This is a genomic window from Streptomyces bobili, from assembly GCF_002154575.1.
GTDB lineage: Bacteria > Actinomycetota > Actinomycetes > Streptomycetales > Streptomycetaceae > Streptomyces > Streptomyces bobili.
In genome coordinates this window covers 1-20,034 of sequence record NZ_MUBA01000157.1, presented here as the reverse complement: position 1 = coordinate 20,034, position 20,034 = coordinate 1, and the positions used below count along the sequence as shown (strand labels likewise).

The following is a 20,034-nucleotide window of genomic DNA, read 5'->3' as shown; positions in this document are numbered from 1 at the left end:
GTACGGGCCGGGGCGGCGGGGCCCCGGCCCGTACGGTCGTGGCGTCGTGGGGTCAGCAGATCTTTCCGGCACCGGCCCGGCCGTTGACGATGCCGGGGACGGCCCTCACCGGGTCGACCTTGGTGCGCAGGGTGGGCGTCCAGCCCGCGCCCGACTGGAGGGTCTCGGCGGGGATCTCCGCGTTGTGCACGGCGATCAGGTCGACGGGCTTGCCGTTGACGTGGTTGCCGTCGGCGGTGACCGGCGCCTCGCTCCACTTCTTCAGCGCCTTCGCCGCGCTGACACCGGCGGGCAGCGTGAACGCGTTGTGCTGGGCGACGAGCTGGGACTCCTTGCCGATGCCGAAGGTGTAGGCGTAGGAGGAGTCGGCGACGAAGTGGTTGTTGTAGGAGTCGACCTGCCCGAACCGGACCCGGGGCGCGCGCTCGACCAGCTTGGAGAACAGGTTGTGGTGGAAGGTGACCTTCAGCTTGCCCCGGTCGCCGACGGCGGTGGACTCGCTGTCGCTGTTGCCGATGAGGATCGTCTTGTCGTGCTCGGTGAAGACGTTCCAGGAGGCGGTGACGTAGTTCGAGCCGCGGACGATGTCCAGTTCGCCGTCGTGCTGCTGGTAGAGCATGCCGAAGTGGGTCGGCGCGGCGCTGTCGGGGTGGGAGCCGTCGGTGAACGTGTTGTGGTCCAGCCACACGTGGGTGGACCCGTAGACGACGGCGGTGTCGTACTCGGAGTTCCAGTTGCCCTTCGAGCCGTCGGTGGGGTCCCACTGCGGGAAGCAGTCGATGGGGCTCTCGAAGGCGATGTTGCGGATGATCACATTGTCGACGGCCCTGATCTGGAGGCTGGCGCCCTTGATGGCCGCGTTCCTGCCCACCCCGACGATGGTGGTGTTGGAGGGGACGTTGACCTTGATCGCCTTGTCCTGGCCGGCGGCGGAGGTGCGCCGCAGTCCCTCGGGGCTGTCGGCGGGCTCGGCGCTCAGGTCGGTGTCGAGGCCCCAGACCTCCGGCGCGTAGGCGGCGAGGTAGGCGTCGAAGTCGTAGCCGGGGGCCGCGAAGGCCTCGCACCCCTCGGAGACGGCGTCGATGGTGCCCTTGACCTTGATGATCTTCGGTGCGGTGCCGCCGGTCTCCAGGGCGGCCCTGAACTCCGCCCAGGTGGTGACGGTGTACACGTGCTCGGCGTCGGCGGCGGCACCGCCGGTGGTGCCGGTGCCGTACGCGGCCCAGCCGTCGCCCGCCGGCAGGGTCTGCCGGGCGAGGTCACTGCCGGAGTGCGCCTGGGCGGTGGTGCCGGTGACCGTCATGGCCAGCGCGGTGCAGCCGACCACGACGGCCGATTTTGTGGCATGCCCATGCCATCTCTGTGCGTTCATTGTGCGGCTCTCTTTCGCGTAAGGAGAAGTGGAAGGAGGAGAGAGGAGAAGGAAAGGAGAGAAGAGGGGTTACGCGGTGGCCGGGGGCCAGGTGATCCAGGACTCCGGGATCTCCGTGTCGAGCCGGCGCACGTCCCGCGCGGGCAGCACCCGGCGGCGCAGCAATTCCTCGGCGGCGAGCCGGGCCACGGCGATCGCACCCGGCGGATTGAAGTGCGTGTTGTCCTGCTCGGTGGCGGTCCAGTTGAAGTACTTCTTGGTCTCCTCGACCCCGAGCTTCTGCCACAGCGCCAGCGACAGCGCCTGGAGGTCGAGCAGCGCGACGCCCTCCTCCGCGGCCAGCGCCCGCATCGCCGCCGGGTAGTCGCCGTGCGTGAGGAGCGCGTTGCCGGCCGCGTCGAACCGGCGGCGCTCCACGGACGTCGCCAGCACGGGCCGCGCCCCACGGGAGCGTGCTCCGTCGACGTACAGCCGGAGATAGTCCTGGTACGTCGTCCAGGGCTCGGTGTAGCGGGCCGGGTCGGTGGTCTTCTCGTCGTTGTGCGCGAACTGGATCAGGAGGAAGTCCCCCGGCCGGATCGACGCGAGGATGACGTCGAGGCGTCCCTCGTCGACGAAGCTCTTGGAACTCCGGCCGTTGACCGCGTGGTTGGCGACCGGCCGGTCCTTGTGCAGGAAGAACGGCAGCGCCATCCCCCAGCCGGTCTCGGGCGCGGCGTCGGCGAACTTCTGGGCAGCGGTGGAGTCACCGGCGATGTAGAGGGTGCGGGGTCGCTGCGCGGCCTGCGCGGTGCCGGTGGCCAGGGCCGCGAGGGGGACAGCGGCGAAGGCCGCGGCGGTGACCTGTCTGCGGGTGAGGGACACGGAGTGCACCTTTCAACAGCTTCGACAGCGTTCGACAGGGAGGGGAGCCGCGGCCGGCCACAGGGAACCCGCGGCCGGCCGCTCACGATCGGGACCGAAGTCCCGGCAGTCCTAGCCCTTCTGTTCCTTCCACTCCGCCTGCGCCGTGTTCAGCTGGTCGGCGAGGGTGTCCAGGAAGTCCTTGGCGCTGAGCTTGCCCAGCAGGACCTTCTGGAAGTTGGGCTCGTTGTCGGACTTGGAGATGGTGCCCCAGTCCGGCAGGTAGTACGGCAGCTGCACGATCGTCGTGGACCCGTCGGACAGCGCCTGCGCGGCCAGCTTGGTCGGCTCGGCCTGGGAGATCCACGCGTCCTTCGCCGCCGCGTTGTTCGACGGCACCTGGCCGGCCGACTCGTTGAACTTCGAGTTCTCCGCGTGCGAGGTGGCGAACTCGATGAACTTCCAGGCGGCTTCCTTGTTCTTCGAGCTCTTGAACAGGCCGAGACCGTCGACCGGGTTGGACACCTGGACCCGCTTGCCGGAGGAGCCGATCGGCTGCGGGATGCCCCGGAACTTGTCGGCGCCGAACGCCTTCACGTGGTCCTGGTACGAGCCCAGGTTGTGGTTCAGCATGCCGATGGTGCCCGAGTCCCACTGGGCGACCATCTTGGTGAAGTCGTTGTTCAGGTCGGCGGCCGGGGTGACCTTCTTGTAGAGGGCCGCGTACTTCTCCAGCGCCTCGACGTTCTTCGGGTCGTTGACGGTGGTCTTGTCGCCGTCCCAGAACGAGGTGAGCCCGCTCTGCCCGTACATGGCGTCCAGTGCCTGGGCGATGGATCCGGCGCCGCCGCGGATGGTGTATCCGAACTGGTTCTTGCCCGTGTTCGTCAGCTTCTCCGCGGCCGTGTAGAACGCGTCCCAGGTGGTCGGCTCGGCCAGGCCGGCGGCCTTGAACAGGTCGGTGCGGTAGTAGAGGACACCGTTGTTCGCGGAGGTCGGGATCGAGTAGAGGGCATCGCCGCCGCCGGCCGACTTCAGCGAGTCGAGCATGGACTCGTTGAGCTTGCCGTTGAGGGCGGACTTGGCGAGGCGGTCGTCCAGCGGCTCCAGTGCGTTCTGGGCCGCGATCCCGGCCGCCATCGACGCGCCGATCCCGCCGACGTCCGGCAGGCCGCCGCCCTGGATGGCGGTGTCGACCTTGGACCCGTACTCGGTGGAGGCGATGCCGACGTACTCCACGTCGATGTCCGGGTTGGCCTTCTCGAAGTCGGCGATGATCTCCTTCCAGATGTCGGTGCGGACGCCGCCGTTGTTGTCCCAGAAGAGGATCTTGCCCTTGCCGCTGCCGTCGGCCCCCTTGTCGCCGCCGGCGCCGCTGCCGTCGTCACCGCAGGCGGTGGCGGTCAGGGCGAGCACGGCCCCCAGGGCGACGGCCGTGGCGGCGCGCCTGCTTCTGTGGATGTTGATCTTCATTGATCGGCTCTCTTCTTCTTGTCTTCCGGATCCGGACGGGCAGTGCAGGTACGTGGGGGGCGCGCGGGGTCAGCGGCGGGCGTGGGGTGCCCAGTCGTCGGTGCCCCGGAGGTAGTCGGCGACGGTGTGGGTCCGTGCGTCGGTGTCGTCGAGCTGTGGCCGGTCCGCGGTCACCGCGGCGCCGGGGCCGTGGTTGCGGTACTCGGTGAACCGCGCGTCCCGCCACGAGAAGCCGCTCATGTCGGTCCACGGGGCGGCCTTGACCGCGGCGGGCAGTTCGGTGTCGCGGATCAGCACCTGGGCGACCGCGGCGGGTTCACCGCCGGGGTGCCAGGGCCGTCCGAGGTGGAAGGTCCCGGCCGGCGCGTCGCTCACGACCTTGGAGCGGGTGATCAGGAACCCGTACGGGTTGCCCGTCCAGGTGGAGGCGGCCGTGATGTAGCCGTTGTTGCTGTCCGACCCGCGGCTGAGCGCCCGGATCACGGACCGCTCGACGACGGTCGTCGCCCGTCCGTAGAGGAAGTCGACGTCGCCCTCGATGTAGGAGTCGCGGATGTAGACCCGGCTGATCACGTCCAGCCGGGGGCTGTCGGTCATCAGCGTGTCCTGGTTGCCCAGGAAGGCCGTGTCCTCGAAGACGATCCGGTCGCCGGTCGTCTTCACCGCCAGCGCCTGCTCGGCGTTCAGCTCGTGAGCGGCCTCGTCGAAGTCGTTGCTGAAGGTGAGGTGACGGGCCGTGACGTCGTTGGCCGCGATCCGGACCGTGGCGCTGCCCGTCGAACCGCCGTACGCCGCAGGCGTGTCGTAGACGATGACGGTGTCGGAGCGGTCCTGTCCAGTCCCCTGCAGCGAGATGTTCGGCTTGCCCGCAGGGATGAACACCTTCTCCCGGTAGACGCCCGGTGCGACGGCGACGGTGACCGGCAGGGAGTTGCCCTCGGGCACGGCGTCCACGGCCGACTGCACGGTCGGGTAGTCCCCCGGCACCTGGAGCCTCACCGCGCCGCCGATCCGCCGCTGCGGCCCGGAGAACCTGCCGACCAGCGCGGGCACGGCCGCCGCCGGGTCCAGCCGGTACGCGTAGAAGTCCCGCGGATCGAAGGCGGCCCCCCACTCGTCGTGCCGGCCCGTGGTGTTCCTCAGGACCGACCCGCGCTCCACCAGCTCGGCGGTGGCGTCCGCCTGGTAGGGGTGCTGCACGTCCCGGTAGTAGCTGTTCTCGATGACCATCTTCGTCCGGCCGCGCGACCAGTTCCCGTACGTCCACACCGGGTCGCCCGGATCGGCCTGTGCCGTCAGGTGGTTGTTGTAGAGGTGGGCGTAGGCGGCGTTGTCGACGGACGGGTTGCGCTGTTTGGTGTTGGCGAACAGGTTGTGGTCGATGGTGATCTGCGTCTTGACGTCGGTGGTCCAGCCCAGCCCGAACGTCTTGTTGTTGTTCTCGAACCGGTTGTAGGAGACGGTGATGTACTCGCTGTCCTTGCGGACGTCGAGCTGCCCGTCGCAGATGTTCGAGAAGCGGTTGTGGTCCACCCAGACGTGATGGACGGTGTCCATCTGGATGCCGTCGAAGTCGGTGTCCTTGCAGTCCCAGTTGCCCTCGACGGCCGAGTCGCGGATCGTCAGGTTGCGGATGATCACGTTGTGGGTGCCGGGGGCCAGGTGCAGTTCTCCGTGCACGATCTCGCCGGTGTCCCCGACGCCGACCAGCGTCTTGTCCGAGGCGACGGCGATGTCCGCGCCGAACGGCTCGACCGCGATCGACCCGGCGATCCGGATGACGTACGGCTCCGCGGCCGCCGCGTAGGCCGCGAGGGAGGCCTGGTCGGTGACCGTGACGACCTTGCCGCCGGCCCCGCCCGTGGTGCCTCCGGCCAGGGAGGCGAATCCGTGCGCCCGATCGGACCAGCGCGGCACGGTGGCAGTGGCCTCGGCCGGCGCGGAGTGCGCCTCGCCGACCGTGCCGAGGCCCAGCGCGGCGACCAGTCCGGCCACGGCGGCGAGTACGACGCCCGGTCTCGACAAGCGCTTGCTAGGGAAGTGCGTCATTGCGGCTCCCAACAGGCTCTACGACTGCGGTGGGTTAGAGGTTGCTGATCCGGAAGTGGGTGAAGGTGGCCGCCCCGGCCTGTCCCGGTCCGTCGGGTGCGAGGGCGAACAGGCCGAGCAGGGCGCCGACCCACCGCCAGGGCGTGGCGGTGAAGACGGGGCCCGAGTGGTGCGGGCCGTCGCCGAGGTCGTAGGTGAACCGGCAGCGGGCGCCGGCGCCGATCTCGACGCGCAGGCGGACCCTGCCCTGCGGGGCGAGCCGTGGGTGGGCGGCGTCCCGCTCCCGCTCGGCGACCGCCTCGGCGAAGCGGTGCACGAGATGGACCGAGCCGTCGGTGCCGCGCTGCAGCCCGATCCAGGAGAAGGCGTCCCCCAGCACCGCGAGTCCGGCCCGTGCGCCGGGTTCCTCACCGTGCAGCTCCAGCTCCACCTCGACGGCCGACGGGGTGCCGGGCAGCCGCTGGGTGAGCAGATGGGGCAGTTTGCGCAGGTCGTGCGCGTCGCCCGTACGGACGCAGGACAGGCGCAGGCCGTCGCCGGAGTGCTGGGTGGCCCAGCCGTCCTGCGGATTGGCCGTCCACTGCCACTGCCTGCCGAAGCGTCCGCCGGGGAAGTCGTCGTCGGTGGCCGGTGCGGCGGCCGGCTGCGGCGGCAGCTCCGGCCTGCGGTGTACGGCGACGGGGGCGCCCTCCTCACCGATCACCGGCCAATTGTCGTCGCCCCACCGCATGGGCTGGAGGTGGACGACCCTGCCGTAGGCGCCGCGTTGCTGGAAGTGCAGGAACCAGTCCTCGCCGGACGGGGTGCGCACCCAGCCGCCCTGGTGGGGGCCGTTGACGTCGGTGTCCTTCTGCTCCAGGACGATCCGCTCCTCGTAGGGGCCGAAGAAGTCCCGTGAGCGGAAGGCGCCCTGCCAGCCGGTGTCCACTCCCCCGGCCGGGGCGAGGATCCAGAACCAGCCGTCGTGCCGGTAGAGCTTGGGCCCTTCGAGGGTGAACCAGCCGGGGATGCGGTCCCCGTCGACGATCAGCTTGCCCTCGTCGAGGAGCGAGGTGCCGTCGGGGTGCATCCGGTGGCCGGTGAGCCGGTTCTTGACGCCGGAGCGGGACTTCGCCCAGGCGTGGACCAGGTAGGCCTCGCCGCTCTCGTCGTCCCACAGGGGGCAGGGGTCGATCAGGCCCTTGCCCTCCTTGACCAGCCGCGGCCGGGTCCAAGGTCCTCTGATCTCGGGGGCGTTGACCTGGAAGATGCCCTGGTCGGGGTCGCCCCAGAAGATCCAGAAGCGGTCGTCGTGGTGGCGCAGCGAGGGCGCCCACACTCCGCAGTCGTGGCGCGGGGACCTGAACTCGGCCGCCGGTTCGAGGCGTTCGAGGGCGTGTCCGACCAGGGTCCAGTTGACCAGGTCCCGCGAGTGCAGCAGCGGCAGGCCGGGGGCGCGGCCGAAGCTGGAGGCGGTGAGGTAGAAGTCGTCACCGACGCGCACCACGTCCGGGTCGGACCAGTCGGCGTCCAGAATCGGATTCGCGTACGTTTCGTCTGTCACTGGGTGACCGCCTTCCGGACGAGGGTGGCCGCCTCGTCGCGGCCGAGCCGGCCGTCGGCGACGACGGTGACGACGCGGCGGACGGCGGTGTCGCCGGGCGCGATGACCAGCCGCTCGGCCGAGGCCAGCGAGGAGCCGACGCCGGGGTACTCGCCGGTGCGCACGAACCAGGGGTCCCGGCGGGTGGTGTCGGTGACGCCCGCGAACACCAGGGTCCAGTCCGTACCGGTCAGGGCCAGCCAGTCGGCGCGTCCGCCGTGCACGCCGGCCTCGCCCTCGGCGTCACCGGTGAAGACGTCCGGGGCCCGGTCCTCCTTGCGGGCGCGCCAGAAGAAGCCGCCGTAGGCCGCGCCGGGGCGTCCGTTCGTCGCCGGGCTGCCGATGGTCACCGGGTCCGGCGTGGCGTTGGTGAGGGAGAAGGTGAAGTCCAGCGCCCAGGCGGTGCCGGTGAGGCCGGTGGCCGCGACCGTACGGCGCTCTCGCAGCAGCTCGGCTCCGGCGGCCACCCAGCGCAGCTCCTCCACGAACCCGTCGGAGTCGCGCAGCGGGAAGCCGACGTGCCGCTGGGCGCCGTGGTTGTCGAGTTCGGTCGGTCCCTGGTCGCGGACGTAGGTACGGCCGCCCCAGAAGTTGTGCCCCTCGACGTCGGGAACGGCGACACCGACGCCGAGGTGGTGGGTGTGGTCGGCGGGGCTCAGTTCGGTGACCACCGTGCCGGCCAGGGTGGTGACGGGGTGCAGAAAGGGGCGCGGGGAGAGCCGGGCGGGCAGCTCGGGCCGGGTGAGATAGCGGCCGACCGGGCGACCGGCGACGCGCAGCACGACGGGGGCGTCGGGTGCCTGTGCCATCAGGTGCTCACCTCTTTCGGATGCGCGGACGCGGACGGACGCGCGGTCGGGGACGGATCCGCGGCCGGGGACGGATGGACGGTCGGGGACGCCCAGGCGGCGCCCAGTTCGGAGAAGAGGGCGAGGGTGTCGGCGGCTGCCGCGACCAGCCCGTCGACGCCGGGGACGACCCGGCGGTCCTCGCCGGGGAGCCGGTGCCAGGCCTCGTCGGGCAGTTCGAGCGGGTCGGGGGCGACCCGGATCGCCTCGACGACCCGCATGAACGCCTCGGTCGCGGCCGGCGGGACCAGCAGGTCGGTGCCGTCGGTGAGGTGGTCGACGAGGTTCTCCAGCAGGTCGGTGCGGCCGTACTCGAACTCCTCGGGGCCGTGGCCGCCGCGCTGGAGCAGGACGCGGTCCTGCTTGTACCAGAAGGTGATCCGGCCCTGGCTGCCGTGGACGACGACGTACGGGTCGTCGGGGTCCTCGGCGCACAGGGTCGCGGCGACGACGACCTGGCGTCCGGCGGCGGTGGTGATCCGGACGCAGGAGGTGTCGTCGGACTCGATCGCGTTGGCGTGCGCCAGCTCGGTCTCGATGCCGGTGACGTCCTCGGCGCGGGTGACGTCGGCCAGTGCCAGGGCGGTGGCGACGGCGTGCGCGAGCGGGTTGGTGAGGGCGCCGTCGATCACGTCGACGCCGTTCATCCGGCGCTTCCCGGACCAGGGCGCGCGCCGGAAGTAGGCCTCCGGGCGGGCCCAGGCGCCTGCCCCGCCGACCCCCGAGATCTCACCGATCACGCCGTCGCCGATCATCGCGCGGACCGCGGGCAGGGCGTGCGAGCCCAGCGACTGGAAGCCGATCTGGCAGACCACGCCCGCCTCGGCGACCCCGTCGGCCATCCGGCGGAACTCGGCGTACGACGGCGCCGGGGGCTTCTCCAGCAGCAGGTGCACGCCCCTGCGGGCCGCGGTCAGCGCCAGGTCGGTGTGGGTGGGGATCGGGGTGCAGATCACGGCGATCCGGGCGCCGGTCGCGTCCAGCAGCGCGCCGAAGTCGGCGGACTGCTCGGGCGTGCCGAGGCCAGGCGGGATCTCGTCCGGGGTGAGCGGGGTCAGCTCGCAGATGCCCGCCAGCCGGACGATGCCCTTGTCCTGGAGCCGGCGGAGGTTGTCCAGGTGCCAGTGGCCGTGGCCGCGCGCTCCGGCCAGGACGACCGGGACGCCGGCACCGTCCGCCGGTTCGGGGGTGTTCATCGGTTCGGGGGTGTTCATGGGATCCTCCCTGCGCCCGCGCCGCGGGCCACCTCGCGGTCGGCCACCGCGGCGCTGTCGATCTTTGTGTGCAGGGTAGGTGTCCAGCCGACGTCCGCCGTGAGGTCGCGTTCGCTGCCGCCGTTGTAGGCGTTGTGGATCGCGAGCAGGTCGACGGGGTAGCCGTTGAAGAGGGTGCCGCTCTGGTGCAGGGCGGTGCCGTTCCAGCTCTTGACCAGGTCGGCGGCCTCCACATGGCCGGGGGTGTGGAAGGCGTTGTTCTCGGCGTGGATGCCGGACTCGGTCGACACGCCGACGGAGTAGCGGTGGCCGTCGGTGACCTCGTAGCGGTTGTTGTAGAGGTGCACCTGTCCGAAGCGGACCCGGGGCGCGCGCTGGGCGATCGAGTCGAAGGCGTTGTGGTGCAGGGTGACCCGCAGCTTGCCGCGGTCGCCGGCGACGGTGTCCCCGTTGCCGATGAGGATCGCCTTGTCGTGTCCGGTGAACCGGCTCCAGGACACGGTCACCAGGTCGGAGCCGTTGGTGATGTCCAGCAGGCCGTCGTGGCGCAGGTAGTTGCGGGCGAAGTAGGTGGGTTCGGCCTCGTCGGGATGGCCCTTGTCGGAGGCGGTGACATGGTCGATCCACACGTGCGTCGCGCCGGTCAGCCAGAGGTTGTCGTAGGCCGTCTTCCAGTCCCCGAGGCCGCCGGTGTTGGGCTGCCAGACGGGGAAGCAGTCGTAGGCGTCGCGCAGGTCGAGGTTGCGGACGATGACGTTGTCCGCGTTCCTGACCTGGAGGCTCGCGCCCTTGAGTACCGCGCCGCGGAGTCCGACGATGGTGGTGTTGGAGCCGACCGGGAGCACGACCCGCTCGGCCTGCCGGGCCGCCGACGCCTTGCGGGCCTCCTCCTGCGGGCCGCTCGGCTTCGCGGAACCCCAGGTGCGCGGGTCGTAGGCGGCCAGGTACTTCTTCGGGGAGTAGCCGCCGGTGGCGTAGTCGGCGCAGTCCAGGTGGTCGCCGTCGTCGTCGGTGTTGGCGTCGACGGTCCCGGCGATCCGGATGATCTTCGGGGTGTCGCTGCCGTTGTCCAGCGCCCGGACCAGGCCGGCCCGGTCGGTGACGGTGTGCACGTGGGCGTCGTCGGCCGCCGCGCCTCCGGTGGTTCCGGCGCCGTACGACGCCCAGCCGTCGCCCGCGGGCAGGGTGTCACGGCCGATGTCGCGGGCCTCCGCATGAGCGGGGACACAGAGCAGACCCAGCATCCCCGCTGTCACAGCGATATGACGGAGTCTCACCCCTTCACCGCCCCCGCGCTGAAGCCGGTGATCAGCCACTTCTGGATGAAGGCGAACACGAGAACCACCGGGACGGCGGCGATGATGCCGCCGGCGGCGAGCGCGCCGAGGTCGACGCTGTCCGCGCTCATCAGGGTGTTGAGGCCGACCGGGATCGTCTGCTTGCTCTGGTTGTTGAGGAACATCAGGGCGAACAGGAAGTGGTTCCAGGAGTGCACGAAGGCGAAGGAACCTACGGCGATCAGTCCGGGCCGCAGCAGCGGCAGCACGACGATCCGGAACGCCGTGAAGCGGTTGCAGCCGTCGACCCAGGCCGCCTCCTCCAGCGTGTACGGCACGTTCTTGATGAAGTTGCTGATCAGGATCATCGACAGTGGCAGCTGGAACACCGTCTCGGCGATGATCACGCTGGTCAGCGAGTTGATCATCTGGAGTTCGGCGAAGATCTCGAACAGCGGGACCAGGAGCAGCGCGCCCGGCACGAACTGGGAGCAGAGCAGGGCCAGCATGAAGGCGCGCTTGACCTTGAAGTCGAAGCGGGCCAGGGCATAGCCGCCGGCCAGGGCGACGAGGGTCGTCATCAGCAGGGTGGCGACGCCGACGAGCAGGCTGTTCTGGAAGTAGGTGGCGAAGCTCCGCTCCGTCCACACCTTCTCGAAGTGCTCGAAGGTGATCGGCCAGGGCACGAGCGAGGTGGAGCCGGCGGGCCGCAGCGCGAACAGCAGGATCCAGTAGAAGGGGATGAGGGTGAAGACGAGGTAGATCGACAGCGGCAGATAGATCTGCCAGCGCGGGGCGTCGTCCCAGGCGCGGTACTTCCCCTTGCGCGGGCGGTGCTCCGCCTCGGTGGGGACGCTCACGGGGGTGGGCGCCGCCTCGGTGGCCTCCTTGGTGATCACTTGGACTCACTTCCGAACTTGCTCAGCCGCAGGTAGATCACCGAGCAGAAGAGCAGGATCACGAACGCGACGGTGGTCAGGGCGGACGCGTAGCCGAAGTTGTGGGCGTCCACAGAGGTGTTGGCTATGTAGAGGGGCAACGTCGTGGTCTCGCCCGCGGGTCCACCGCCGGTCAGCGTGTAGAGCAGGTCGACGTTGTTGAACTCCCACACGGCGCGCAGCAGCGTGGACAGGACGATGGCGTCCTTCAGGTGGGGCAGGGTGATGTGCCAGAACTGCTTGAATCTGCTGGCCCCGTCGACCTCGGCCGCCTCGTAGAGGTCCTTGGAGACGGACTGGAGGTCGGCGAGGATGAGGATCGCGAAGAAGGGCACACCGCGCCACAGGTCGGCGACGATCGCGGCCGAGAACACGGTCGAGGTGTCCGACAGCCAGCTCGTCCCGTAGGTGCCGATGCCCATGTCCGCGAGGTAACGGGTGATGCCGGTCTGGGAGTTGTAGAGCAGCACCCAGATCGCGGAGGTCAGCACACCGGAGACGGCCCAGGGCGAGAAGACCAGGGCGCGGCCGAGCGAGCGGCCCACGAAGGTCTGGTTGACGATGAGCGCCAGCGCCAGACCGAACATGAGCTGGAGGCCGACCTCGACGAAGACCCACTTGGCGCTGAAGGTCAGCGTGTCCCAGAAGATCGGGTCGTCGGTGAAGGCGTGGACGAAGTTGTCGAAGCCCGCGTAGCCGTTGCGCCACGGTTTGGTGGGGTTGTAGTTCTGAAGGCTGTAGTAGAAGACGCTGATGACCGGATAGGCGATGAAGCCCAGCATGAGCAGGGCGGCCGGCGCGATCAGCAGGTACGGCAGTCTGCGCGGCGTGGCGGAGGCACGGCGCCGCCGGGGTGGCGCGGGCGGTTTCGCCACGGCTACGGCTTGGGCCACGACTGTTCTCCGTTTCTGGGTACGTCGTCGTACGTCGTGCTGGCGTGGTGCGGTGCGCGGTGTGACGTCGCACGGTGGTCGGTACTCGGGCTGGTGCTCGGCTCGTACAGGAAGCGCTTACTCGGTGGGCAGGGGTCGGCGGGTGGGTTCCCGCCGGACGGGTCAGCCCGCGTACGGGTCCTGCACCGTGCCGGCACGGGCGAGGAACTCGAAGTCGCAGCCCGTGTCGGCCTGGGTGATCTGTTCGTTGTAGAGCGCGCCGTAGCCCCGCTCGTACCGGGTGGGCGGCGGCGTCCACCGCGCCCGGCGCTGCTCCAACTCCTCGTCGTCCACGTTGAGTTGGAGGGAGCGGGCCTCGACGTCGAGGGTGATCGAGTCACCCGTGCGGACCAGGGCGAGAGGTCCGCCGACGTACGACTCGGGTGCCACGTGCAGCACGCACGTGCCGTAACTCGTCCCGCTCATCCGGGCGTCGGAGATCCGGACCATGTCCCGCACGCCCTGCCTGAGCAGATGGTCGGGGATGGGCAGCATGCCGTACTCGGGCATGCCCGGACCGCCCTTGGGGCCGGCGTTGCGCAGGACCAGCACGGTGTCGGCGGTGATGCCGAGGTCCGGGTCGTTGATGGTCCGCTGCATGGTCCGGTAGTCGTCGAAGACGACGGCGGGGCCGGTGTGCTTGAGCAGGTGCGGCTCGGCGGAGATGTGCTTGATGACCGCGCCGTCCGGGCAGAGGTTGCCGCGCAGGACGGCGACGCCGCCCTCGTCGGCGACCGGGTTGTCCCGCGGCCGGATGACGTCGTCGTTGTGCACCTGCGCCCCGTCGAGCTGCTCGCGCATCGTGTCGTACGACACGGTCGGCCGCTCCAGGTGGAGCAGGTCGGTGATGCGGGAGAGGAACCCGGGAAGACCGCCGGCGAAGTGGAAGTCCTCCATCAGGTACGTCTGTCCGCCGGGCCGCACGTTGGCGAGCACCGGGACGGTGCGGGCGATGCGGTCGAAGTCGTCCAGCGTGAGCTTGACTCCCGAGCGGCCCGCCATGGCGATCAGGTGGATCACCGCGTTGGTGGAGCCGCCGAGGCCGAGGACCGTCGTCACCGCGTCCTCGAAGGCGTCGCGGGTCAGGATCGCCGACAGCCTGCGGTCGCGGTGGACGAGGTCGACGATCGTCAGGCCGGCCTTCGCCGCCATCCGGTCGTGCCCCGAGTCCACGGCCGGGATGCTGGAGGCCCCCGGGACGGTGACGCCGAGCGCCTCGGCGGCGGCCGTCAGCGTGGACGCCGTACCCATCGTCATGCAGTGGCCGGGCGAACGGGCCAGGCCGTTCTCCAGTTCGGCCAGCTCGCAGTCGCCGATCAGGCCGGCCCGCTTGTCGTCCCAGTACTTCCACATGTCGGTGCCGGAGCCGAGGACCTCATTGCGCCAGTGCCCCGGCAGCATCGGGCCGGCCGGCACGAACACCGTCGGCAGGTCGACGCTGGCGGCACCCATGAGGAGGGCGGGGGTCGTCTTGTCGCAGCCGCCCATCAGGACGGCGCCGTCGACCGGATAGGACCGCAGCAGCTCCTCGGTCTCCATCGCGAGCAGGTTGCGGTAGAGCATCGGGGTCGGCTTCTGGAAGGTCTCGCTCAGCGTGGAGACCGGGAACTCCAGCGGGAAACCGCCCGCCTGCCACACGCCCCGCTTGACCGCCTGCGCCCGGTCACGCAGGTGCACATGACAGGGGTTGATGTCCGACCAGGTGTTGAGGATCGCGATCACCGGCTTGCCGAGGTGTTCCTCGGGCAGATAGCCGAGCTGGCGGGTGCGGGCCCGGTGGCTGAAGGAACGCAGGCCCTCCGTGCCGTACCACTGGTGGCTTCGCAGGTCCTCGGGGCGCCTGCGGACGGGCTCGGTCATATGGACCACCCCGCGGCGATCTCGGCGACCTCGGCCCGGTCCGCCTCGGGCAGCGGGCGGCTCGGCGGACGGACCTCGCGGCGGCACAGTCCGAGGGAGGCGAGGGCCTCCTTGACGACGGTGACGTTGTTCGCGGAGCCGTTGGCCGCGCGCAGTTCCTCGAAGCGGCGGATCTGCTCCCAGACCTTCATCGCGGCCGGGTAGTCCCCGGACCGCAGCGCCTCGATCATGTTGAGCGAGACGGCCGGGGTCACGTTCACCAGCCCCGAGGTGAAGCCGGTGGCGCCCGCGGAGAAGTAGGAGGGGGCGTACGGCTCGGCGAGGCCGGCCACCCAGACGAACCGCTCCAGGCCCGCGTCACGGGCGAACGCGGCGAAGCGGGCGGCGTCCGGGACGGCGTACTTCACGCCGATCACGTTCGGGCAGGCGTCGGCGAGTTCGGCGAGGCGGGCGCCGGCCAGCTGCGCGTTGCGGATGTAGGGGACGACGCCCAGCTCGGGCACCGACTCGGCGATGGCCCGGTGGTAGTCGACCCAGCCGCTCTGCGAGACGTAGGGGTGGACGGGCTGGTGGACCATGACCATGCCGGCGCCCAGTTCACGGGCGTGGCGGGCGGAGGCGACCGCGGTGGGCACGTCGTGTCCGACGCCGACCAGGATCACCGCCCGGTCCCGGGTCTCCTCGATCGTCAGCTCGGTGACCAGGCGTCGCTCCTCGGGGGTGAGGGCGTAGAACTCGCCGGTGTTGCCGTTGGGGGTGAGGGTCCTGATCCCGCCGTCGAGCAGACGGCGCAGCAGGGCCCGGTGGGCGTCCTGGTCGACGGAGCCGTCCTCGGCGAACGGGGTCACCGGGATGGCCACGACGTCGGCCAGGGCCGCACGCTGGGTCTCGAACGCCACGCTGCTCATTCCTGACCTTCCTCTGTCTGGGCGTCGGGGAACGCTCGGCGTACGAACGACGCGATGTGGGCGTGCAGGGCGCGGGCCGCGCCGTCGGCGTCGCCGTCGAGGGCGAGCCGCAGGATCTCGCGGTGCTCCCCCGCCTCCCGTTCCCAGGAGGGCGAGGCGGCCCAGGCGACGGCCGACACCAGGGCGGCCTGGTCGCGGACCTCGTCGAGCATCCGGCCGAGCAGCGGGTTGCCGCACGGCAGGTACAGGGCTCGGTGGAACTCCCGGTTCGCCAGGGAGCGTTCGGCGGTGTCGGTCGCCCCGTCGGCCATGGTGAGGGCGGCGCGGGCGGCTTCCAGGGACGCGCCGCGCTTCACGGCCCGCTTCAGCGCCTCGGGTTCGAGGAGCAGTCGCACGTCGTAGACCTCGCGCGCCATGTCCGCGTCCACCATGCGCACCGTGACGCCCTTGTACTGGCTCATGACGACCAGTCCGGTGCCGGCCAGGGTCTTGAGCGCCTCGCGCACCGGGGTCTTGGAGACCCCGAACTGCGCGGCCAACTCGGTCTCGACCAGCGCCTGACCTGGCGTCAGCCGCCCGGTGAGGATGCGGCGTTTGATCTCCTCCAGCACGTACTGCGTGCGGGAGGGGATCGGCGTGGGCACAGAGGTCATGCGCGCCTCTCGGTGTCGCGTATCTGATCTCGCGTATCGCGTCTCATATATGACGTACGAAGTACGACGGCTTGAAGGTAGGAGGGGCTCCGTGTTTCGTCAATGCTTCTGACAAAGGAAGTCGAGGTTGCTTCTTCCCGGCCGCTCAGAGGGAGAAGGTGTCGCCCTCGTGCGCGGCGGCGGTCCGTCCGCCGAAGACCAGGGCGGCGCGGGCCGCGGCGGCCTCACGGGTGAGGGTGGGGCCCACGTGGGTGATGAGCAGTTCCCGGGCGCCCTTCGCGCAGGCGCCCGCGTCCTCCGGCGTGAGGTGCACGCGCTGTTCGCCTTCGCGATGCGTGTCGAGGTCGGCCTCGCACAGGAACAGGTCGGCGCCCACCGCGAGTTCGGTGAGCGCGTCGCACGGTCCGCTGTCCCCCGAGTAGGCGAGGACGCTGCCCTGGCACTCGGCGCGCAGCCCGTACGCCTCGGTGTCGTGGGCCACCGCGCGGGAGGTGAGCCGCAGGTTCCCGTGCCGGACGGTGTGGCCGTCGTACAGCGGCCTGAACTCGAGGATTCCGTCCAGGAACCGTACGTCCGGCCGCCCGAGGAAGCCCGCCAGGCGCCGGGCGCAGTCGCGGGGCGCGTACACCGGGACCGGGGCCGGCGGGGTCATGCCGCCGTAGGCGAAGGCGTAGACGGCGGCCAGGAGATCGGCGCTGTGATCGGCGTGCAGATGGGAGATCCAGATCGCGGTGAGCCGACGCGGATCCGTGTGCCGCTGCAACTCCGCGAAGGTGCCCGGCCCCGCGTCCACCCACACCTCGGCGCCGCCTCCCCGCACCAGATAGCCGGAACAGGGCCGGCCGGGGCCGGGGTGCGGAGAGGCGGTACCGAGGACGGTGAGACTGAGGGGCATGGTGGGGAGCGTACGAGCCGGCCGGGCGGCCCGCGCCCGGAATACGTCCGTCCACGGGCCCGGCGGTCAGTCAGGCTCCTTCGCGGGTCCAGCCCGGGTCGCGCCCGCTCAGGCCGATCGCGCGGTCCAGGAGAGGGGCCTCCGGCGACACCGGCACGACGGGCCCGAAGATGCCCCCGCCGCCGCTCGGGTCCGCGGCCACCTCCACCACGAAGGCGTGGCACGCCTGGAGCGCGGCCGGGTCGGGGACATACTCCTGGGCAGTGGCGCGGGCCAGGTCCCAGCCGTGGACGACCAGTTCGTCGATGGCCACCGCTGCCGCGACCTCGCCCGGCAGGTCGACGCCGCCGGCCCGGGTCATACCGGTCCAGGCGACCGGGTCGCGCCAGGCCTCGGCCAGTTCGTCGAGGACGCGGGGCAGTTCCTCGCGCCAGCCGGGGCCGAGGTCGGGCACGGCGGAGTCCGGCGGGGTGTCGGTGGTCGGACCGAGTTCCTTGCGGGCGGCGTCACGGAAGGCGGCGGCGAGCCCCGTGAGGTGGCCCAGCAGGTTGCGGACGGCGTAGGCGGGGCACGGCGTCCGGTCCCCGAGCTGTTCGTCCCGCACGCCCGCCGCGAGCCGGGCCACGATCCGCGTCTGGGGTCCGAGATCGATGATCGCCGTGCTGGTGCCGGTGTCGGATCGGGTGTCGGTGCCGGTCATCTGCCGCTCCTCAGAATGGGTGTCTGAAGGAGAGACCGGCGGGGCGGCCCGAACTCATCGCGGGACGGGCGACGACTTCGCCGCTGCCCGGATCGCCGCGTCCGCTCAGAGCGCGCCGAGTCCCTTGCGGACGCCTTCCAGGTCGTCGTCCGACGCCAGGCCCGCGTGATAGAGCCGGATCTCCGTGGCGCCCAGGTCACGCGCGCGTGCCGCGTCCGCGGCGAGCGTGCCGGGGCTGCCGCCCATGCCGGAGACGACGGTGAGGTTGGCGGCGATCACGGCGGAGTCGCGGCGCTGTTCGGCGAAGGGGGTCAGGAGGGCGGGGCCGCCCGCGCAGGGGGCGACCACGCCGTCGGCGACGGACAGGATGTGCGCGGGGTCGACGCCCGGGTTGGCGCCCACGTGGAACGAGACCGGGTCGGCGTGCAGCAGTACCTGGAACCCTTCGGGCGCCGCCGCGCGGACGGCCGCGACGGCCTCCTCCTGAAGGGATCGGGCGGTTGCGTCCCGCCACGCGCGCGTGGCCGCCGCCGGCTCCGCGCCGAGCAGCTTCTCCACCCCGGCCCAGCCGCCGCCGTCCGGCAGGCCCTGCCACACCGGTTCCAGCGCGGTCCGTACGGCCGCCGCGAGGGCGTCGGGGTCCAGGCCGCGTTCGCCGTACCCGGACCGGCAGGAGGGGCAGAAGCAGAGCGACATGAGGTACTGCCCGGCCTCGCCGAGGCCGACCCCGCCGGTCTTGTCGTGGGCGTGCAGATGCTGGAGGCCGTACCAGCCCAGGGACTCCAGCTCGGTGCCGGCCGCGCCGGGCCGTACGGCGGCCTCGGCGGCCAGGTCGACGAGGTACGCGCGCGTGGCGGGCTGCGCGATGCACGGGGCCCACGGGTAGCGGTCGCCGTACGCGTTGACGACGGAGGTGTCCGGATGTTCGGCGCCCAGGCGGGAGTTGTGCGCGAGGACGACCCAGCTGTGCACCTCCAGACCGGCCTGCGCGAGCGCGGCTGCGGCCTCGCCGTAGGCGTCGCCGGGGGCCCAGTCGCCGGCCGGGTGGGGCCGCAGGGCGCGGCCGTCCCAGCGGCCGTCCACCGGGTACAGCACGGCCGCGTGTTCGGCGGTGACGATGCGGTGGCGGGGGTGGCGCGGGGTCAGGGCGCGGGTGGAGTGGTAGGCGGCGGCCAGGGTGACCTGCCCGACACCGAGGGCGGCGATGCGGCCGGGGGCCCGCGGGTCGCCGTTCACGTCCCAGGGGTAGACGAACGCCGACGCCTTCACGCGTCCTCCTCCAGCAGTGCGTAGCCGCGCTCGATCAGCTGCGCGAGCTGCTTGACATGGTCCTCGCCGGGCTCGTGCAGCGGGGGCCGCACCTCGCCCACGTCGAGGCCGCGCAGCCGTACACCCGCCTTGACGAGGGAGACAGCGTAGCCGCGGCCCTGGGCGCGCAGTTCGACGAAGGGGCGGTAGAAGCCGTCGAGGAGGCGGTGCGTGGTGCTCTCGTCGCCGGTGGCGAGCGCCCGGTGGAAGGCGAGGGCGATCTCGGGGGCGAAACAGAACACGGCGGAGGAGTAGAGGGTGACGCCGATGGCGGCGTAGGCGAGCTGGGTCTGCTCGGCGGTCGGCAGGCCGTTGAAGTAGAGGAAGTCGCCGGGGGCGTCGGTGCGGACGGCGCTGACGATGCGCTGCATGAGGTCGAGGTCGCCGAGCCCGTCCTTGAGCCCGATGATCCCGTCCGTGCGGGCGAGTCCGACGACCGTCTCGGGGGTGAGGACGGCGTTGTCGCGCTGGTAGACGATCACCGGGAGCGGGGTCGCGGCGGCCACCTCCCGGTAGTGCCGCAGCAGCCCCTCCTGGCCTGCGATCACCAGGTACGGCGGCATCGCGAGCAGCCCGTCGGCGCCGGCGGCGTGCGCGAGGCGCGCGTAGCGCACGGCGAGCGCGGTCCCGTAGCCGGCGCCTGCGACGACGGGCACGCGCCCTGCCGTCTCCTCCACCGCCGCCGCCACGCAGGTCTCGAACTCCTCGGGGGTGAGCGCGTGGAACTCGCCGGTGCCGCAGCAGGCGAAGACCGCCGCCGCCCCGGCGTCGATCCCGCGCCGGACGTGCGCGCGGAAGGTGTCGAGGTCGAGGGAGCCGTCCGGGCCGTAGGCGGTGACGGGGAAGAACAGCGGTCCGGTGGGGACGCGCAGACGTTCGGCGAGCGGGGCTGGCGTCACGGGCTCTCCCTGGGACGACGCGTGCGTTCTTCTGACTAATGTCCACATCTATGAACGGACTCACCCTATGAAGGCCCCTGAGCCCCGGTCAAGCGGGCAAACCACCAGACGGGGGCGGATTCCCCGGCTCCGCGAGACACTTGACGCGGCAGGCGGGAGATCCTTAGCGTGTCCACGCATGTGAATAACGTCCATGAATACGGCCGCGGGGGCACTCGCATGCCGCACCCGCCACACCTGCCGACTCCGTCGGCCCCGCTGCTCCGCCGCCCCCGTCTGGTGG

General features: G+C 71.2%; 17 protein-coding genes. All 17 read right to left on the bottom strand.

The window, feature by feature from the left end:
* Positions 1-52: 52 nt before the first annotated feature.
* The 17 genes from BZL64_RS13840 to BZL64_RS13760 all read right to left on the bottom strand — a co-directional run bounded on the left by BZL64_RS13840 (position 53) and on the right by BZL64_RS13760 (position 19,751).
* Positions 53-1,372 (bottom strand): pectate lyase family protein, encoded by a 1,320-nt coding sequence (locus BZL64_RS13840; protein WP_086769482.1) that lies wholly within the window; start codon positions 1,370-1,372, stop codon positions 53-55.
* Between the two features lie 69 nt (positions 1,373-1,441).
* A complete protein-coding gene (locus BZL64_RS13835; protein ID WP_086769481.1) occupies positions 1,442-2,236 on the bottom strand; it encodes a rhamnogalacturonan acetylesterase in 795 nt (264 codons plus the stop codon).
* A gap of 111 nt (positions 2,237-2,347) precedes the next feature.
* The gene (locus BZL64_RS13830) at positions 2,348-3,688 is read right to left on the bottom strand and encodes an ABC transporter substrate-binding protein (protein ID WP_086769480.1); all 1,341 of its coding nucleotides are present in this window, start codon (positions 3,686-3,688) and stop codon (positions 2,348-2,350) included.
* A 69-nt stretch (positions 3,689-3,757) separates the two neighbouring features.
* On the bottom strand, positions 3,758-5,737 hold the full coding sequence (locus tag BZL64_RS13825) for a pectinesterase family protein (RefSeq protein WP_086769479.1): 1,980 nt from the start codon (positions 5,735-5,737) through the stop codon (positions 3,758-3,760).
* Positions 5,738-5,771: 34 nt separating this feature from the next.
* Complete coding sequence (locus BZL64_RS13820; protein ID WP_086769478.1) at positions 5,772-7,280, bottom strand: glycoside hydrolase family 43 protein; 1,509 nt, start codon at positions 7,278-7,280, stop codon at positions 5,772-5,774.
* Positions 7,277-8,128 (bottom strand): DUF6807 domain-containing protein, encoded by an 852-nt coding sequence (locus BZL64_RS13815; RefSeq protein ID WP_086769477.1) that lies wholly within the window; start codon positions 8,126-8,128, stop codon positions 7,277-7,279. The genes BZL64_RS13820 and BZL64_RS13815 overlap by 4 nt, the downstream gene beginning before the upstream one ends.
* The gene (locus BZL64_RS13810) at positions 8,128-9,381 is read right to left on the bottom strand and encodes a Gfo/Idh/MocA family protein (protein ID WP_208639436.1); all 1,254 of its coding nucleotides are present in this window, start codon (positions 9,379-9,381) and stop codon (positions 8,128-8,130) included. The genes BZL64_RS13815 and BZL64_RS13810 overlap by 1 nt, the downstream gene beginning before the upstream one ends.
* Entirely contained in the window at positions 9,378-10,625 is a 1,248-nt protein-coding gene (locus BZL64_RS13805) for a pectate lyase family protein (RefSeq protein ID WP_086769476.1), read from the bottom strand. The genes BZL64_RS13810 and BZL64_RS13805 overlap by 4 nt, the downstream gene beginning before the upstream one ends.
* 29 nt (positions 10,626-10,654) lie before the next feature.
* Positions 10,655-11,557, bottom strand: a complete 903-nt coding sequence (locus tag BZL64_RS13800) for a carbohydrate ABC transporter permease (RefSeq protein ID WP_086769475.1) — start codon at positions 11,555-11,557, stop codon at positions 10,655-10,657.
* On the bottom strand, positions 11,554-12,489 hold the full coding sequence (locus BZL64_RS13795; RefSeq protein WP_086769474.1) for a carbohydrate ABC transporter permease: 936 nt from the start codon (positions 12,487-12,489) through the stop codon (positions 11,554-11,556). The genes BZL64_RS13800 and BZL64_RS13795 overlap by 4 nt, the downstream gene beginning before the upstream one ends.
* A gap of 162 nt (positions 12,490-12,651) precedes the next feature.
* Positions 12,652-14,388: an L-arabinonate dehydratase gene (araD, locus tag BZL64_RS13790; RefSeq protein WP_086769473.1), complete on the bottom strand. Its 1,737-nt coding sequence runs from the start codon at positions 14,386-14,388 to the stop codon at positions 12,652-12,654.
* Complete coding sequence (locus BZL64_RS13785; RefSeq protein WP_086769472.1) at positions 14,385-15,296, bottom strand: dihydrodipicolinate synthase family protein; 912 nt, start codon at positions 15,294-15,296, stop codon at positions 14,385-14,387. The genes araD and BZL64_RS13785 overlap by 4 nt, the downstream gene beginning before the upstream one ends.
* Positions 15,293-15,949 (bottom strand): GntR family transcriptional regulator, encoded by a 657-nt coding sequence (locus tag BZL64_RS13780; protein ID WP_086769471.1) that lies wholly within the window; start codon positions 15,947-15,949, stop codon positions 15,293-15,295. Before BZL64_RS13780 ends, BZL64_RS13785 begins: the two co-directional genes overlap by 4 nt.
* Before the next feature lie 145 nt (positions 15,950-16,094).
* A complete protein-coding gene (locus tag BZL64_RS13775; protein ID WP_086769470.1) occupies positions 16,095-16,844 on the bottom strand; it encodes an MBL fold metallo-hydrolase in 750 nt (249 codons plus the stop codon).
* A 70-nt stretch (positions 16,845-16,914) separates the two neighbouring features.
* Positions 16,915-17,544 (bottom strand): TIGR03086 family metal-binding protein, encoded by a 630-nt coding sequence (locus BZL64_RS13770; RefSeq protein ID WP_086769469.1) that lies wholly within the window; start codon positions 17,542-17,544, stop codon positions 16,915-16,917.
* Positions 17,545-17,649: 105 nt separating this feature from the next.
* On the bottom strand, positions 17,650-18,813 hold the full coding sequence (locus BZL64_RS13765; RefSeq protein ID WP_086769468.1) for a hypothetical protein: 1,164 nt from the start codon (positions 18,811-18,813) through the stop codon (positions 17,650-17,652).
* A complete protein-coding gene (locus BZL64_RS13760; RefSeq protein WP_086769467.1) occupies positions 18,810-19,751 on the bottom strand; it encodes a 5-dehydro-4-deoxyglucarate dehydratase in 942 nt (313 codons plus the stop codon). The genes BZL64_RS13765 and BZL64_RS13760 overlap by 4 nt, the downstream gene beginning before the upstream one ends.
* Positions 19,752-20,034: the final 283 nt, after the last annotated feature.

Bases quoted from the DNA above. Each gene is read 5' to 3' on its own strand.
- BZL64_RS13840 (WP_086769482.1), bottom strand. From the start codon at position 1,372: ATGAACGCACAGAGATGGCATGGGCATGCCACAAAATCGGCCGTCGTG.
- BZL64_RS13830 (WP_086769480.1), bottom strand. From the start codon at position 3,688: ATGAAGATCAACATCCACAGAAGCAGGCGCGCCGCCACGGCCGTCGCC.
- BZL64_RS13825 (WP_086769479.1), bottom strand. From the start codon at position 5,737: ATGACGCACTTCCCTAGCAAGCGCTTGTCGAGACCGGGCGTCGTACTC.
- BZL64_RS13815 (WP_086769477.1), bottom strand. From the start codon at position 8,128: ATGGCACAGGCACCCGACGCCCCCGTCGTGCTGCGCGTCGCCGGTCGC.
- BZL64_RS13810 (WP_208639436.1), bottom strand. From the start codon at position 9,381: ATGAACACCCCCGAACCGATGAACACCCCCGAACCGGCGGACGGTGCC.
- BZL64_RS13805 (WP_086769476.1), bottom strand. From the start codon at position 10,625: ATGCTGGGTCTGCTCTGTGTCCCCGCTCATGCGGAGGCCCGCGACATC.
- araD (WP_086769473.1), bottom strand. From the start codon at position 14,388: ATGACCGAGCCCGTCCGCAGGCGCCCCGAGGACCTGCGAAGCCACCAG.
- BZL64_RS13785 (WP_086769472.1), bottom strand. From the start codon at position 15,296: ATGAGCAGCGTGGCGTTCGAGACCCAGCGTGCGGCCCTGGCCGACGTC.
- BZL64_RS13780 (WP_086769471.1), bottom strand. From the start codon at position 15,949: ATGACCTCTGTGCCCACGCCGATCCCCTCCCGCACGCAGTACGTGCTG.
- BZL64_RS13775 (WP_086769470.1), bottom strand. From the start codon at position 16,844: ATGCCCCTCAGTCTCACCGTCCTCGGTACCGCCTCTCCGCACCCCGGC.
- BZL64_RS13770 (WP_086769469.1), bottom strand. From the start codon at position 17,544: ATGACCGGCACCGACACCCGATCCGACACCGGCACCAGCACGGCGATC.